Raw genomic sequence first — 15,321 nt, 5'->3', positions numbered from 1 at the left:
TTACTTGTTTTCTTCTGTACTAGAAGTGTCATCTATATTGTCTGAATCAGCATCTACTACATCGCTAGCTTTTTCTGTATCTGGAGCTAGCTTTTCTTTATCCTGACCATTAGGCGAGGTATAGGCAGCGTAAGTTGTTTGCTTTTCAAATGGCCTCTTACCAATTAGTCCTTCCAAATCAGATTGGAATATGATTTCCTTTTCGAGCAATTTCTGAGCTATAATTTCAAGTTTGTCTTTCTTCTCTGTCAATAATTTAATTGCACGCTGATAAGCCTCGTCAATGATCTTCTTAACCTCTTCATCGATTGTCTTCGCGGTAGCGTCAGAATAAGGTTTGTTAAAATTGTATTCTGATTGTTTAGAATCGTAGTAAGAAATATGTCCGATTTTCTCGTTCATTCCATAAACAGTAACAATACTGTATGCTACTTTAGTTACTCGCTCTAAATCGCTTAACGCTCCAGTAGATATTTTTCCGAAAATGATTTCTTCTGCTGCTCTACCGCCTAAAGTCATACACATTTCGTCCATAAGCTGTTCTGTCTGATACAAGAACTGTTCTTTCGGTAGGTATTGGGCATAACCTAATGCGGCAACACCTCTTGGTACAATACTTACTTTAACCAACGGATCGGCATGTTCTAAGAACCAACCAGCCACTGCATGACCCGCTTCGTGGTAAGCCACAATTTTCTTTTCTTCTGGAGAGATGAGCTTATTTTTCTTTTCTAAACCTCCAATCACACGGTCAATAGCGTGTTGGAAATCGTCCATATCAACCGCTTTTTTGTCTCTTCGCGCGGCAATTAAAGCGGCTTCGTTACAAACATTAGCTATTTCGGCTCCCGCAAAACCTGGAGTTTGCGCTGCTAATTTTTTAGCATCAATGTCTTTATCCATTTTTATTGGAGCCAAGTGCACTTTAAAGATGGCTTCTCTACCTACCAAATCTGGCTTATCAATACTGATTTGTCTGTCGAAACGTCCTGGTCTTAAAAGTGCTTGATCGAGCACATCAGGTCGGTTTGTAGCGGCTAGAATAATTACTCCTGAATCGGTAGCAAAACCATCCATTTCAACCAATAGCGAGTTTAATGTATTTTCTCTCTCATCATTAGACCCAGGCATTTGCCCTTTGCCTCTTGAGCGACCAATAGCGTCTATCTCATCAATAAACACAATACAAGGTGCTTTTTCTTTCGCTTGTTTGAAAAGGTCTCTTACTCTAGCAGCTCCAACTCCTACGAACATTTCAACAAAGTCAGAACCTGAAAGTGAGAAGAAAGGTACACCAGCTTCACCAGCTACGGCCTTCGCTAACAAAGTTTTGCCAGTTCCTGGAGGGCCTACAAGTAATGCTCCTTTAGGGATTTTACCACCCAGTTTGGTGAATTTTGAAGGGTTTCGAAGGAATTCTACAATTTCTTGCACCTCTTCTTTGGCTTCATCTAAACCGGCAACATTGCCAAAAGTGATTTTCACTTTATTTTCAGCATCAAATAATGCAGCCCTTGATTTGCCGATATTAAATATTTGACCTCCAGGGCCAGAGTTACCTGTCATTCTTCTCATCATTAACCAGAAGAATAATATAATGATGATTAAGAAGCCATAGGAGCCAAGAATCTCAATAAAAGTAGTTTTTTCTTCAAACTGGATTCTAACAATTTCCTCTTCTGGAATTTTCTCTTTTTCAACAAAAGACAAATAATCATCTTTAAAATCTTCTGCAGATAAGATGTTTTGAATGATATAATGAGGGCCTTGATTGCCAAAACTGAAGAAATCTTGGTTCTCTAATTCAGTTTTATACTTAGCATTTTGAAGAGCTTCGTTTTTTAAAGTAACCTCAACCTTTTTTTGATTAGTAATCACTACAACGCTTTGAATGTCATTGCTTTTAACCATATCCTCAAAGCGCTTCATCGTAATGATAACGCCTGTGCTCTGGTTGCTGAAAATAGAGATTGAGAATACAAGAATAATCAAGGAAATGAATATCCATACTTGATTATTGGGCTTTTTGCCTCCTGCTTTTGGAAGGATGTTCTTCTTTCTTGGACTATCTGGCATTTTTATTTTTTATAAAATTTAAATCTTTCTTTAAACGCGGAGTAACACATAAAGTTAAAGAACTTTTGAGTTATCCGATGGAGGTTACTTTGGCATCTCCCCAAAGGTCTTCAAGGGCATAAAAGTCTCTTTTGTCACGCTTGAATATGTGCACTACATTGCTAACATAATCGAGCAGAATCCACTCTCTGTTGGTAAATCCCTCTTTTCTCCATGGGCGTTCGCCTTGAGCCTCTTTAACCTCTTTTTCAACAGATTCGGCTATGGCTTGTAACTGGGTATCAGAGTTGCCTGAGCAAATAATGAAAAAATCGCTAATCGAACCTTTTACATCACGTAAGTCAAGAACCTTAATGTCCTCTGCCTTACGCTCTTCCATTCCCTTTATAATAATCTGGCTCAGTTCTTCTGAAGTCATTCAGTTTTTTGTGTCTAAATTGTTATTTATTTGTAGTCAAAACTACGAAAATCTGTTGTACAAAATCCTTGCTAAAGCTTTATTTCTAGGGAAAGAAGTAATTTACATGCCAAGTTGTCATTCAACGAATGATATTGCCTTGCAAATGCTAAAGAAACCTGACACTCGAGAGGGGCTAGTTATTATTGCTGGTCATCAAACTTCGGGGCGGGGGCAGAGAGGTAATAGTTGGAAATCTGACCCAGATTCTAATCTTACATTAAGTGTTATTTTAAAGCCTAATTTCCTTCAAGCCGCAGATCAATTCTATTTGAATATGGTTGCCTCATTAGCTGCGCAGAGGACGATACAAGGCTGTGTAGATGGGCAAGATGTAAAAGTGAAGTGGCCCAATGATGTGCTTCTAAGGGAGAAGAAAGTAGCTGGAATCTTAATAGAAAACACATTGCAAAAGAACTCAATTCAATGGGCAGTTTTGGGCATTGGAGTAAATGTTAATCAAAAGAGTTTTGGCTTAGAAAAAGCAACTTCTATGTCTCAAGCTGTAAATAAGCTGTTTGATTTATCTATTCTTTTTGAAAAACTGATTGAGTCAATAGAATACTATTATTTAAGATTAAAATCGGGAAAACGAGAAGAATTAAGAGAAGAGTATCTGCAACACCTTTTTGGTTTTCAGCAATTCAGAAATTATAGAACGGAGTACGTTTTTAGTGGTAAAATAATAGATGTGGCAGAAACAGGTAAGTTGATTATGGAAACTACAAAGGGTGTGCAGTCCTTTGATTTTAAGGAGGTTGAATTTTTGTATTGAGTACTAGCTTATTTTGAACTTTCTAAATACAAGCAGTATCTTTGCAGCGCAAATAAAAAACGATATGTTAGAAACAGGACTAGATTACAAAGTAAAAGATATTTCCCTGAGTGACTGGGGTAGAAAAGAAATTGGATTAGCCGAGGCCGAAATGCCTGGTTTAATGTCTTTAAGAGAAGAGTTTGGTGCATCACAGCCATTGAAAGGAGCTAGAATCGCAGGTTGCCTTCATATGACAATTCAAACTGCGGTTTTGATTGAAACCTTAACGGCTCTTGGTGCCGAAGTAAGCTGGTCTTCTTGTAATATTTTCTCAACTCAAGATCATGCAGCAGCAGCAATTGCTAAAGCTGGAATTCCTGTTTTTGCTTGGAAAGGTATGAACGATGAAGAGTTCGATTGGTGTATCGAACAAACTTTGTTTGCGTTTGAAGGTGGTAAGCCTTTAAATATGATTCTTGACGATGGTGGTGATTTGACCAACATGGTTTTAGATAGATACCCAGAATTGGTAAAAGACATCAAAGGTCTTTCTGAAGAAACAACTACGGGTGTTCACAGGCTTTACGAAAGAATGAAAAAAGGCACATTGCCAATGCCTGCCATTAATGTGAATGACTCTGTTACAAAATCTAAATTCGATAACAAATACGGATGTAAGGAATCATTAGTAGACGCAATCAGACGTGCTACTGATGTAATGCTTGCAGGTAAGGTTGCTGTTGTGGCTGGTTACGGTGACGTAGGAAAAGGTTCTGCTGCTTCTTTGAGTGGCGCTGGTGTTAGAGTAATTGTTACTGAAATTGATCCGATATGTGCTCTTCAAGCAGCAATGGACGGTTATGAAGTTCAAAAAATGGAGAATGCTATTCCTAGAGCTAATATTGTGGTAACAGCAACGGGTAATTATAATATTATTCAAGGCAAGCATTTCGAAGCCATGAAGGATAAAACCATTGTTTGTAACATTGGCCACTTCGATAATGAAATTGATATGGCTTGGTTAAATAAAAATCATGGTAATAGCAAAATAGAGATCAAACCACAGGTTGATTTATATAATATCAATGGTAATGATGTAATCGTTTTGGCCGAAGGTCGTTTGGTAAACCTAGGTTGCGCTACTGGTCACCCTTCGTTTGTAATGTCTAATTCATTCACGAACCAAACTTTAGCCCAGTTGGAGCTATGGACTAATTCAGACGCATATGAAAATGCAGTGTATACATTGCCTAAGCATTTAGATGAGAAAGTGGCCAAACTTCACCTTGCTAAAATTGGAGTAGAATTAGAAGAGCTTACTCCAGAACAAGCCGAGTATATTGGTGTAACTGTTGAAGGCCCTTATAAGCCAGAGCATTATAGGTATTAATTAGTATATATTAATAAGTTAGGGCTCTAAGTGTGAAAATACTTAGAGCTTTTTTTTAATATTACACTTTGGTAATGCATAATCATTTATTCGATATGGAGTCTTTAGGAACTATATATAAAAAAGGGACAGTACGAAAGTTGAAAAAATGGCTTGGTTATGAGCCATCGGATCCTTATATGAAATTTAAGGAGATCGACTTCTTCACGGAGCTTCTAATCAATTTTAAACCTAAAAAGTGCCTTGAATATGGTGGTGGTTTAAGTACTCCTTTCTTTTTAAAGTATCTTCCAGAAGACACTCATTGGTTTTCTATAGAGAACAATGCAAAATGGTTTGATATTATAAAAGATAAAATCAAATCTGACAGGATTCATTTAAGCTTAGTTGATGTAGCAGAGAACATAGGCCAAGATGCTGAAACAGATAATTATGTGTGCCATGCGGAGACGCTTGGAGGTCAATTCGATTTTATATTGGTTGATGGTATCAACAGGGAGAATTGCATTGATATGGCTGCCAAATATTTAAAGAAAGGAGGCCTCTTGGTGGTACATGATGCTAATCGCGTTCAATACCATGAGCACATAAAACAATTTAAAAATTGGAAAATCATTCAAGACTTTAGAAAGACAGCAGGTGGCTTTGCGCTTGCTTCCAATGATTTAGACTTAGATGATTTAGTCGATTGGAAGAGGCATAGTAGGCTCTGGAAAGCTGACTCGGCAGTTTCTAATTTTTTCAAGTTTAAATTTATTATAGGGCGAAAAAAATCTTTTAAACTGGAGCAATCTTAAGGTCTATAAATCAGTTTGAAAATAGCAAAGTCAGAGTAGTCACCTTTTTCAGCTTTTAAGCTAGCCTTTATGAATTTGGCAAACTGAGATTCACTTGCAAAATCATATATATAGCCTTCCCATAGAACTTCTGTACCTGTGAATTCACTCATGTGCTCTTCCCTTATTAGGGCTAGTATTGGTTCAGTATATTGAATGATATTAATAAGAGTATCTTGCCTTATTACCTTCCGCTCAGCATAAAAAGGCATGTTGTGAATGAGTGTGCCGTCAATTTGAAGGGGAGTTTCTCCAGCAATATTCTCATTGGATTTTATTATTTCCCCTATGTTTTTGTAAGGCCTAAATAATTCTAGAGGTTTTAAATAAGCGCCTAACAGAAGATAAACCCCAATTATGGCATAGAATGGTATGGCAATCATTTGAGACTGTGTCTTGTCTTCGCTATTATTCCTTAAAAGATAAAATATTAGAATCGAAACCAATAAAGGTACGATATACCAGATTATTGAAAGTGAGAACAAATAAATTAGAGCAAAGGAAGCCCCCAAAATCAATAGTGCTGGTAGAAGGAAGGAATAAAGTCTTATTAATTCAAATGGCTTGTTGAGTTTGGGTTTGTTAATTAGAAAGGCAGTTAAAATCAATGCCATTGGCGGATGAGCCTGTATGAAATAAGTGGGTATTTTGCCCTTAGCAGCCGTGAAAATAATAAACATGACAATGAACCAAGAAAAGGCAAATCCGATTTCTTTTCTAATATTCTTATAACTAAAGAGGTAATAACCGAGTGCAACAAAGAAAGCCAATGAGTAAGGTAGAATTGTCCATGAAATTACTTCGACATAGAAAAAGGGGCGCATGCTTTTCTCATCTCGTGTAAATGCTCTCTCAAATGTTTCATGCTGAAAAATTCTCCAAAAATCTTGACCATAAGTGAAGTACATATAAATCACCCAGCTTAGACCTATTACCAAAACAATAGGAATTCCAATATGAAGTTTGATCTGAAGTAATTTTTTAAACCAGATTTTTAAATTGAACTGGCTATCCAAGAGCAGATAAAAACCTATAATTCCCCCGATTACAATAATATAGGGGTAGCCTTTAGTGAGTACAGTAAGGCCTAAAGCTACATATGCTAGGTAATAGTATTTGTTCTTGTTTTCAGTATAGGCTCTAATGAACCAATACATTGTTAGTGTGAAGAAAAACGTCAAAGGCACTTCAGGTGAAGCATACTGTTTGACAGCGATGAGCTGTACACTAACTGCCATGATACACATTGCATAAAGCCCTGCTTTAGGGCCATAAAGCTTTTTCCCCAATAGATAAGTGAGCCATATTGAGCCTAGGGCCATAAGTATCATAGGAAGTCTAATACCAAATTCATTTAAACCAAAAATGGCTGAACTTAAAGCAATAGCCCAATAGGTGAGTGGAGGTTTATTGTACCTTGGTCTATAATTGTATTGAATATCAATGAAATTTCCGCTTTCAAACATTTCCCTGACAGATTCTGCATAAAAGCTTTCATTTGGGGTCCAAATGTCATTTACATGAAAATTGAACAGATACAGCACGGCAATTAGTAGCATTAAATAACGCACTTGGGTTTTGTGAGGCGCAGTAAACTGAATGCTGTGTAATAAGTTCTTCATTTAATGCTTGGCTTTTTTATTCAATTCATGAAGGTACACATACTTTAGAAACGAAGTATGGGCACTGGTTACACAAATAATAATACCATAGAAACCATCAAGAAACCCTAGTTTAAAGAAGAAGCTTTTTATAAATAGTATGAGTGCGCTGCCAATGGCCTTTCCTATTGACGATTTTTTCCCTCGTTGATGCATGGCTTTTGCAGCTATTTCCGCATACTTGGCTGCCCTCAAGGCATGATCTTCTAATCGATGAAATGAGTAGTGAAAAAGATCACCTTTTAATTTCACTCTTGGTTTATTGGAAGTAATAATAACTGTATCATGCGGATTTTCTCCTCCCCAAGAGCCATATCGTTTATCCCATAGTCTAGTTTTTGCATCGGGATACCATCCACTATGTTTAATCCAGGCACCACAAAAATTGGTTAACCTATTGAAATAATAGGCATCGGTAGCCCAATTCTGTTTTACTTCTAAAATACTTTGCTTAAGTGTTTCCGAAAGTTCTTCGTCAGCATCTAATGAGAGCACTACGTTATTTTTAGCTTGAGAAACAGCAAAGTTTTTTTGCTCAATATGCCCTGCAAAAGCATGTTCAATAAATGTCACATCGTATTTAATGCAAATCTCTTTTGTCTTATCTGTAGAAAAAGAGTCAACCACAATTATCTCATCACATACATCCATCAAGGAATTGAGACATCTTGCAATATTACTTTCCTCATTATAAGTAATAATAACGCCACTTATTTTAATGCTATCCATAACCAAAAATTACGTTGTGACTTTTGTTGTAGGTTGTTTTATGCACTTTTCAAAGTCACTAATAATTTGATCAAGTTGAAATCTTTTTTCTACAATTTTTCTGCCTGAATCGCCCATTTTAATTCGAAGGTCTTTCTCATTTGCCAGTAAGTAGAGTTTGTCAGCAAAAGCCTTAGTGTCTCCAAAATCTAGTAAAAAACCATTTTTACCTTCTTCAATGAGCTCTGGGTTGCTAGTAATGTTAAAGGCTATGAGTGGTTTATGCGCAATCATGGCTTCTGCAAGTACATAGCCAAAACCTTCCCACTCTGAAGTTAATGCGAATACATCTATGCTGTGCATAAAGCTATTGACATCATCGGTGAATCCTATGAGCTCTACTTCGTTGGTTAGCTGCTCATTGTTTATCTTTTCTCTTAATGATGTTTCAAGTTCTCCCGTTCCAGCAATGACAATTTTAAAATTAAGATTTTTTGATTTGAGCTGTTTTGCAATATCAATGAGGTAATGTTGACCTTTCTGCGCGGTTAGTCGCCCAGCATTTCCTATAATGAACTGATCTTTTTCGAAGTTCATTTGATTGATTTCTTGATCATCAATTGATCGGATATCTAAGCCTTGGTAAACAATAGCGACATCATCTTTGGTTATGGAGGTTAATTCTAATAACATGGTTCGCCTTGTCTCTAATGAGTTGGCAATAACATGGGTGAAAACTCTCTTATACAAGTACCTATTCAAAAAACGATTTTTTACTGGAGCGGCTAGAGCACGATAAAGAACAATTTTTTTTACGCCAGCCACCTTCGCAGCTATGGCACCTACTTTGGTGTCGTGAGAGGCTGAAATAATGACTGCGTCAATATTTTGTTTCCTGTAGAATCGAATTAATCTTAAATATTTTATTGGGTTTAAAAATGAGAGGTTCTTTAATGTAATGTGAAAAACAGAAAATTTGTTTTGAGACGCTTTTTCAGCTAAGAGATTGCCTTGGCTTGCTGCGAAATAAACATTATAGCCTCTATCTCTAAACTTTATAGCATAATCAAAATGTATTTTTTCCCCACCACCCCAAAACCTGGTAGAATTTAAGAAGCAAATATTGTTCATTAGAAAGCTTTAAGTGTGGCCTATGGAAGATTTGTTTGAGTTATTGCTTACGCATAAAACGCTGAAACGGAAAATAATTTTTAGCTTCAGGTTTAATCAATGAATTATTTTTTCAAGACATTGACTTGGCAAAAATAGTAAATCAAGGTGTAAATACCATTTGGAATCGGAATGAGAAAGGTTGATTCAACAAAGGCCGTTAGTTTATTTTTATCTAAATTTATTGCGAGTGAAATGAACTAACTGTTATGCTGAACTTTATAAAAAGGAGAAGGGAAAAAAAAGCTATTAAATCTACATTTAGAGAATATGGCCATAAAATAAAACAATTCGATATCGATGGTTACGGTAAAGTTAAGTATGCCCAATGGCTTCATCCTTTCGAAGGACCAAAATTTGTAACAAAGGCTCAAATTGATTTTTACAAAGAGCTTTCGGGAGAAGGAAAAATGATCATAGATATAGGTGCCCACACGGGAGATACCACTGTTCCTATGGCCTTAGCTGTTGGCAAGAGTGGAATAGTTTTAGGTCTTGAGCCTAACCCTTATGTTTATAAAATACTTGAGAAAAATTCAGCACTAAACCCTGATAATACTAATATTGTTCCTCTTCCATTTGCGGCAACAGAAGAAGATGGTGAATTTATTTTTAACTATTCAGACGCTTCTTTTTGCAATGGAGGCTTTCTTTCTCAAATAAAAAATCGAAAACATAAGCATAACTATTAACTGAAGGTGCCTGGTAAAAACCTTAAAAAGTATCTTGATGAAAATTATGCTGATAAGCTGTCTCAATTATCATTGTTGAAAGTAGATGCAGAAGGTTATGACAAGGAAATATTGAATGACTTGGCCGATTTGATCAGTACATATAGGCCAAATATTATGGCCGAATGCTATAAAAGATTGACACAAGACGAGCGGGAAGAGCTTTACGATTCTATGGCCAAGCATGACTATGATATTTATTGCATAGATGGTTTTGAGTCAAGTGTCAATCGAATTTTACTCTCAAAAGATAAAATGAATATCAAAAAACATTTTGAAATTTTGGCTATACCTAAAGAAAAATAGATAATGATTCTGGTTGAAAACGCAGTAATTAGTGACGATATAAAAGAACAGCTCTTTGTATGCGACCTTGAAGCTTGCAAAGGGGCCTGCTGTGTGGAAGGTGATTTAGGAGCTCCGCTTGAAGACCATGAGCTTAAAGAGTTGGAAGATGCTCTTGAAACGGTTAAGCCATACCTGAGTGAAGAGGGTTTGAAGGCGATAGAGAATGAAGGGCCTTATATTATAGATTTTGAAGGAGATTATTCAACAACCACCATTGGCAATAGAGAATGTGCTTTTTCTATTTACGATGAAAAGGGCATTCTGAAATGTGGAATAGAACAGGCTTATCGCGATGGTAAAACCACTTTCAAAAAACCTATATCCTGCGAACTCTACCCCATCAGAATAACCAAATATGATCATTACGAAGCTCTAAATTATGATCGTTGGTCTATTTGCTCTGCGGCCTGTACTTTAGGTGAAAAGCTTGGTGTGCCGGTTTACAAGTTTCTGAAAGACGCACTTATCCGTAAATACGGAGAAGCTTGGTATAATGAACTATGTAATGAGATTGAAGGGAGTTGAGTTATAAGTTCGGATTAACTTTCAAGCTTCTTGGCGATACAGAAAGTACTTACTCCAAATGGAAAGTTTGTTCTTTTCAATAGCTTGTTCTCAAAGTTGATCAATTTGTAAATTGATTCATTGAACATCGAAGGTTGTGATAAGTCACCGTTAGCGTCTTCTGATTTTGATTTTCTCAGCCTGTTTAAAGTTCTGAAAACAAACACAGGTGTAAAAAGTAAGAAATTCCAATAACTGGCTTTTTGAATCTTAAAGCCCGTTTTCTTTAATTTACTTGTTAACTCAGGCTTTGTATAGCGCCTAAAGTGCATGTTAAATACATCGTGTGCGCTCCATAAAGACATAAACGCTGGCACAAAAACTAGTAGTGTGCCGTTGGGTTTTAGTAAGCTATGCCAGTTGATCAAAGCCTTTTTGTCGTCTTTAAGATGCTCCAAACAATCGGAAGCAATAATAACATCAAACTTTTTGTCTAGAATTATTTCCTGAGCATCCATTACGAAAGAGTTTTGGATGTTATTTCGCTTACAATTTGCAATTGCTTTCTCGCTAATGTCGATCCCGTATAGATTTTGCCTCTCGAAGCCTTTGTCTATTAACTCGTTTAATAGAATGCCAGAAGAACAGCCAATATCCAGAATGCTAACATCTCTCGGAGTTTTTTCTAACAGTTGTAAAATGTAGCTTCTTCTAGCTTTAAACCAAAAGTGTTCACTTTCTACATCATGATATGTAATTTCGTAGTCAGATTTCATTTATTTGTTTTGGTTAGCCAGGGCTTCACTCCAGTTTAGTTTTGTTTTTGATTGTTTCCTTTACGATAAAAAGGGGCCTTAGCTTGGTCTGAAAAAATGTTCTAACAATATATTCACCAAGAATTCCAAGCGAAAAAAGCTGAACTCCACTTAGTAATATCATACTGAAGAGTAAACCTGAAAATCCACTTGCGACTCCACCGAAAAATAATTTTTTTAGTAAGGAATAAATTAAATAAGCAAATGAAAATATGATGGTTGCAAGGCCCAATCTAGTCATCAATTTAATAGGGATATCGCTGAAACCGTAAATAGCATCGAAAGCTAGCTTCAACATTTTTCCTATTGAATATTTAGTAGAACCAGCATGTCGCTCATCTCTGTTGTAAGAGACTGATGTTTGATTAAAGCCAACCCACGCTCTCATACCTCTTATAAAACGCCTCTCTTCAGGCATTGATGAAAGTACTTTTACTACCCTAGAACTCATGAAACAAAAGTCTCCGCTATCCATAGGGATATCAATATTTGTCAATTTGCGTAAAACACGATAGAAATAAAAGGAAGTTTTCTTTTTGAAAAGCCCTTCATCTCTTCTTATTGATCTTACTCCGTAAATAACGTCATATCCATTTTTAAATTCGGAGTAAAACTGAGATAGTAACTCTGGTGGGTCTTGTAAATCCCCATCAATCACCATTACACCCTCAGATGCATTTACTTCCTCGAGACCAGCACTTAATGCAATTTGATGCCCAAAATTCCTAGATAAAATAATTGCTTGAAAGCGTTGGTCACGCAAAGCCAATTCAGTTATAAGCTTTGGGGTTTTATCTAAACTCCCATCATCAACTAAAATTACCTCAATACTTTTCGGGAAACTATCGATGAGTGCTGTTAACCGTGCAATGAGTTGCTCAAAAACTTCTTCTTCATTATACAGTGGGATAACAATGTTGATGGCTGGAGCAAGCATAGGTTACTGATTTTTTTCTGATTGAATGGTGTTGAGCATTGAAGGCTTTACCTGTGCGTAAGCAACAATTAGAGCTATGATTCCAAAGGTAATTACTTTGTAAAATTGTGTCTGATCGTACCAATACTTACCAATAATGTTAGACGATGTTAAAGTAGTAAGGATGAAATACATGCCCATTGGAATCAAGATTTTCAAAGGTATTCCTTTTAAACCTCCTTCTGCTTTGTACTTCTGAACCATATAATACGCCATGAAGAACAGAGCCGGTAGTATATAATAAAAGGAGTACTTATTCTGCGCAGGAAATACCAATGGAAACGCTAAGCAGATGTAACCAAATTCCCAAAAGGCATGCACACTTGATTTAGCTCCTTTAAAAGGAAGGCTCCTTACAAAGGATAGCGTAAAAAGTATCAAAGCTCCTCTAGCAATATTGGTAAGTATTCCTGCAACCTCGTATGATAGAGAAAGAATATTTCTGTTGCCAGTAATTTTATCATCAGGCATCTCGGTGAAATAGGCAAAAATGAATGCAGACAGGTTGTAAATGCCTGTTTTAGTTTCTAATGTATACTCTTTGTTGGCAGGGTTAATAATGTTGTACCATTCATGAATCAAGAAGTTGTTATAATCAAAACCAACAATTAAAGCGGGTAGGTAGACAAGGAACACTGTGAAGATTATAGTAAAAACAGGTGTTTTGAAATCCTTTCTATAAATAAAATAACCTATCAGTAGCAAGGGCATTATTTTAGTAACAATAGCAAGTGCTAACATTAGACCAGCCAAAACGGGCTTATTTTTTCTAGACAAGTGTAATGCATACACCGATAGAAAAACGAGTAAAATAGTAGTTTGACCCAACTGGAGGTTTTGTCCCCAAAAACGTATTCCGAGAATTAATGTGAGTATTGCCGTTATTCCGAAAAGCTTAGTGTCTGCCTTTAACTCAGAGAAAAACTCTCTAAATAATAGAATTGATTTATATAGTAAGAATACATTGAAAAAGAGCCAAAGGAAGATGTAAACTTGCTTTGGTAGTAAAGAAACTGGGTACAATGCTATACCAAAAATAGGAGCATATCTATATTGAGCATGAGGCGTTACTATTCCATCAGGCTCTGTTTCAACCATATCCTCATCCAAAAATGGATTGGCTTTTTCATCAATCATAACCCTTCCTGCAGCAACATAAATGCGGTAGTCTGCGGCTTGCTGTGTAGTAAAGATCAATGAAATCAAGACCATGATTCCATATATCCATATTTTGGTTTTTAAACTTGATTGTAGGGTCATTACTTGCTTAGCCTTGTGGTTAATTGAATAGATTTCTGTTGAAATGTTAAAAACTCTAATTGAGTATTGTGAATAATACAGCGAAATAGTTTAAAATATTCTTTATGAGCAACCTTTATTATTTTTCTAATCGTTCATTAGCCTACGAATATCTGACTAGTAAAAAAACAAAAAAAGTCACTTCTGAAAACAAAAGTGACCTTTGATACTTATATAGTGAATTTGTTATTGCATTCCCGTGAAATCGAAGCCTTCTAAGAAGCTTGTAGTAAACTGACCCGACTTAAATTTAGGATCATCCATTAGCTTGATATGGAAAGGAATAGTGGTTTTAATACCTTCAATTACATATTCTTCTAAAGCTCTCTTCATTCTTACCAATACTTCTTCTCGTGATTGAGCTGTTACAATTAACTTGGCAATCATTGAGTCGTAGTTTGGCGGAATAGTGTAGCCAGCATAAATATGGCTGTCAATTCTTACTCCATGTCCACCTGGGGTGTGTAGGTTTGTGATTTTACCAGGGCTTGGTCTAAAACCGTGTGCAGGATCTTCAGCGTTGATTCTACATTCCATAGCATAGAGCTTAGGGAAGTAGTTTTTGCCAGAAATTTTTTCGCCTGCTGCAACCTTAATCTGTTCTTTGATTAAGTCAAAATCGGTTACTTCTTCTGTAATAGGGTGCTCTACCTGAATACGCGTATTCATTTCCATAAAGTAGAAATCACCATGTTTATCTAACAAGAATTCTACGGTTCCAGCGCCTTCATAACCAATAGATTCAGCTGCTTTAACTGCGGCTGCTCCCATTCTTTCTCTTAGGTCCTGACTAACTGCAGGAGAAGGAGTTTCTTCTACTAGCTTCTGGTGTCTTCTCTGAATAGAGCAGTCTCTTTCAGAAAGATGACAAGCACGTCCAGTACTGTCACCTACAATCTGAATTTCAACGTGACGAGGCTCTTCAACAAATTTTTCAAGGTAAAGACCGTCATTACCAAATGCTGCCGCAGATTCCATTCTGGCATCGTCCCAAGCTTTTTGGAATTGAGAATCGTTTTTTACAATTCTCATTCCTCTTCCACCACCGCCAGCGGTAGCTTTTAGAATCACTGGGTATTTAACTTCGTTGGCAATTTTAAGCCCTTCTTCTACAGACTTTAATAAGCCATCAGACCCTGGGATAGTTGGAACACCTGCTTTTTTCATGGTGTCTTTGGCTGTGGCCTTGTCTCCCATTTTATCAATCATTTCAGGGCTCGCTCCAATGAATTTGATACCGTATTCCTGACAAACTCTTGAAAATTCAGCGTTTTCTGAAAGAAAGCCATATCCAGGGTGTATCGCATCTGCATTGGTAATTTCTGCAGCAGAGATGATATGAGGTATTTTAAGATAAGACTGATTGGAAGGTGCTGGGCCAATATTCACGGCCTCATCTGCAAACCTAACATGTAGACTGTCTTTATCGGCCGCAGAGTAAACCGCTACGGTTTTAATGCCCATTTCCTTACATGTTCTGATAATACGAAGGGCAATTTCGCCTCTGTTGGCAATTAATATCTTTTTAAACACTACAATAGATATTTTAGGTTGAGAAATAATTGAGGGCTTAAAAATTAAGCCCCTTAACCA

Annotated in this window: 13 protein-coding genes and 1 pseudogene; 5 read left to right on the top strand and 9 right to left on the bottom strand. The window is 36.6% G+C overall.

Annotated features, from left to right (window positions below):
• Positions 1-2,076 carry an ATP-dependent zinc metalloprotease FtsH gene (gene ftsH, locus AWW67_RS04220; protein WP_053222827.1) on the bottom strand — a complete coding sequence of 692 codons (2,076 nt, stop codon included), beginning with the start codon at positions 2,074-2,076 and terminating at the stop codon, positions 1-3.
• A 70-nt stretch (positions 2,077-2,146) separates the two neighbouring features.
• Positions 2,147-2,494, bottom strand: a complete 348-nt coding sequence (rsfS, locus tag AWW67_RS04215) for a ribosome silencing factor (protein ID WP_053222826.1) — start codon at positions 2,492-2,494, stop codon at positions 2,147-2,149.
• Here rsfS and AWW67_RS04210 point away from each other — a divergent pair.
• The 3 genes from AWW67_RS04210 (at position 2,379) to AWW67_RS04200 (ending at position 5,477) form a co-directional block, all read left to right on the top strand.
• A complete protein-coding gene (locus AWW67_RS04210) occupies positions 2,379-3,308 on the top strand; it encodes a biotin--[acetyl-CoA-carboxylase] ligase (RefSeq protein WP_311316218.1) in 930 nt (309 codons plus the stop codon). The two genes, rsfS and AWW67_RS04210, sit on opposite strands and share 116 nt — an antisense overlap.
• A 64-nt stretch (positions 3,309-3,372) precedes the next feature.
• Complete coding sequence (ahcY, locus tag AWW67_RS04205) at positions 3,373-4,680, top strand: adenosylhomocysteinase (protein ID WP_053222976.1); 1,308 nt, start codon at positions 3,373-3,375, stop codon at positions 4,678-4,680.
• A gap of 95 nt (positions 4,681-4,775) precedes the next feature.
• Positions 4,776-5,477: an O-methyltransferase gene (locus AWW67_RS04200; protein ID WP_062300438.1), complete on the top strand. Its 702-nt coding sequence runs from the start codon at positions 4,776-4,778 to the stop codon at positions 5,475-5,477.
• On the opposite strand, the gene AWW67_RS04195 is transcribed toward AWW67_RS04200, so the two are convergent.
• Genes AWW67_RS04195 through AWW67_RS04185 form a run of 3 tightly spaced genes read right to left on the bottom strand, consistent with a single transcriptional unit; the run spans position 5,474 to position 9,016 of the window.
• Positions 5,474-7,138, bottom strand: coding sequence for an ArnT family glycosyltransferase (locus AWW67_RS04195; RefSeq protein ID WP_062300437.1), 1,665 nt, complete (start codon positions 7,136-7,138; stop codon positions 5,474-5,476). The two genes, AWW67_RS04200 and AWW67_RS04195, sit on opposite strands and share 4 nt — an antisense overlap.
• On the bottom strand, positions 7,139-7,906 hold the full coding sequence (locus tag AWW67_RS04190) for a glycosyltransferase family 2 protein (protein ID WP_062300436.1): 768 nt from the start codon (positions 7,904-7,906) through the stop codon (positions 7,139-7,141).
• A 9-nt stretch (positions 7,907-7,915) separates the two neighbouring features.
• Positions 7,916-9,016: a glycosyltransferase gene (locus AWW67_RS04185; RefSeq protein ID WP_062300435.1), complete on the bottom strand. Its 1,101-nt coding sequence runs from the start codon at positions 9,014-9,016 to the stop codon at positions 7,916-7,918.
• A 248-nt stretch (positions 9,017-9,264) separates the two neighbouring features.
• Between AWW67_RS04185 and AWW67_RS19180 the strand changes: the two are divergent.
• Both AWW67_RS19180 and AWW67_RS04170 read left to right on the top strand, forming a co-directional pair.
• Positions 9,265-10,092 (top strand): annotated as a pseudogene (locus AWW67_RS19180) (FkbM family methyltransferase).
• A gap of 3 nt (positions 10,093-10,095) precedes the next feature.
• Positions 10,096-10,659 (top strand): DUF3109 family protein, encoded by a 564-nt coding sequence (locus AWW67_RS04170; RefSeq protein WP_062300432.1) that lies wholly within the window; start codon positions 10,096-10,098, stop codon positions 10,657-10,659.
• Positions 10,660-10,673: 14 nt separating this feature from the next.
• Here AWW67_RS04170 and AWW67_RS04165 read toward each other — a convergent pair whose 3' ends face one another.
• From AWW67_RS04165 to accC, 4 genes are all read right to left on the bottom strand, one after another.
• On the bottom strand, positions 10,674-11,414 hold the full coding sequence (locus AWW67_RS04165; RefSeq protein ID WP_062300431.1) for a class I SAM-dependent methyltransferase: 741 nt from the start codon (positions 11,412-11,414) through the stop codon (positions 10,674-10,676).
• Positions 11,415-11,439: 25 nt separating this feature from the next.
• Positions 11,440-12,390 (bottom strand): glycosyltransferase family 2 protein, encoded by a 951-nt coding sequence (locus AWW67_RS04160; protein WP_062300430.1) that lies wholly within the window; start codon positions 12,388-12,390, stop codon positions 11,440-11,442.
• 3 nt (positions 12,391-12,393) lie between these two features.
• Complete coding sequence (locus AWW67_RS04155; protein ID WP_082793971.1) at positions 12,394-13,689, bottom strand: glycosyltransferase family 87 protein; 1,296 nt, start codon at positions 13,687-13,689, stop codon at positions 12,394-12,396.
• A 225-nt stretch (positions 13,690-13,914) separates the two neighbouring features.
• Entirely contained in the window at positions 13,915-15,261 is a 1,347-nt protein-coding gene (gene accC, locus AWW67_RS04150; protein WP_053222817.1) for an acetyl-CoA carboxylase biotin carboxylase subunit, read from the bottom strand.
• Positions 15,262-15,321: the final 60 nt, after the last annotated feature.

This window comes from Roseivirga seohaensis (assembly GCF_001592945.1).
Lineage (GTDB): Bacteria > Bacteroidota > Bacteroidia > Cytophagales > Cyclobacteriaceae > Roseivirga > Roseivirga seohaensis.
Note: the sequence above shows the minus strand (reverse complement) of the source record. Positions and strands in the feature narration are given on the sequence as shown.

Bases quoted from the DNA above. Each gene is read 5' to 3' on its own strand.
- ftsH (WP_053222827.1), bottom strand. From the start codon at position 2,076: ATGCCAGATAGTCCAAGAAAGAAGAACATCCTTCCAAAAGCAGGAGGC.
- AWW67_RS04210 (WP_311316218.1), top strand. From the start codon at position 2,379: ATGAAAAAATCGCTAATCGAACCTTTTACATCACGTAAGTCAAGAACC.
- rsfS (WP_053222826.1), bottom strand. From the start codon at position 2,494: ATGACTTCAGAAGAACTGAGCCAGATTATTATAAAGGGAATGGAAGAG.
- ahcY (WP_053222976.1), top strand. From the start codon at position 3,373: ATGTTAGAAACAGGACTAGATTACAAAGTAAAAGATATTTCCCTGAGT.
- AWW67_RS04200 (WP_062300438.1), top strand. From the start codon at position 4,776: ATGGAGTCTTTAGGAACTATATATAAAAAAGGGACAGTACGAAAGTTG.
- AWW67_RS04195 (WP_062300437.1), bottom strand. From the start codon at position 7,138: ATGAAGAACTTATTACACAGCATTCAGTTTACTGCGCCTCACAAAACC.
- AWW67_RS04190 (WP_062300436.1), bottom strand. From the start codon at position 7,906: ATGGATAGCATTAAAATAAGTGGCGTTATTATTACTTATAATGAGGAA.
- AWW67_RS04185 (WP_062300435.1), bottom strand. From the start codon at position 9,016: ATGAACAATATTTGCTTCTTAAATTCTACCAGGTTTTGGGGTGGTGGG.
- AWW67_RS04170 (WP_062300432.1), top strand. From the start codon at position 10,096: ATGATTCTGGTTGAAAACGCAGTAATTAGTGACGATATAAAAGAACAG.
- AWW67_RS04165 (WP_062300431.1), bottom strand. From the start codon at position 11,414: ATGAAATCTGACTACGAAATTACATATCATGATGTAGAAAGTGAACAC.
- AWW67_RS04160 (WP_062300430.1), bottom strand. From the start codon at position 12,390: ATGCTTGCTCCAGCCATCAACATTGTTATCCCACTGTATAATGAAGAA.
- AWW67_RS04155 (WP_082793971.1), bottom strand. From the start codon at position 13,689: ATGACCCTACAATCAAGTTTAAAAACCAAAATATGGATATATGGAATC.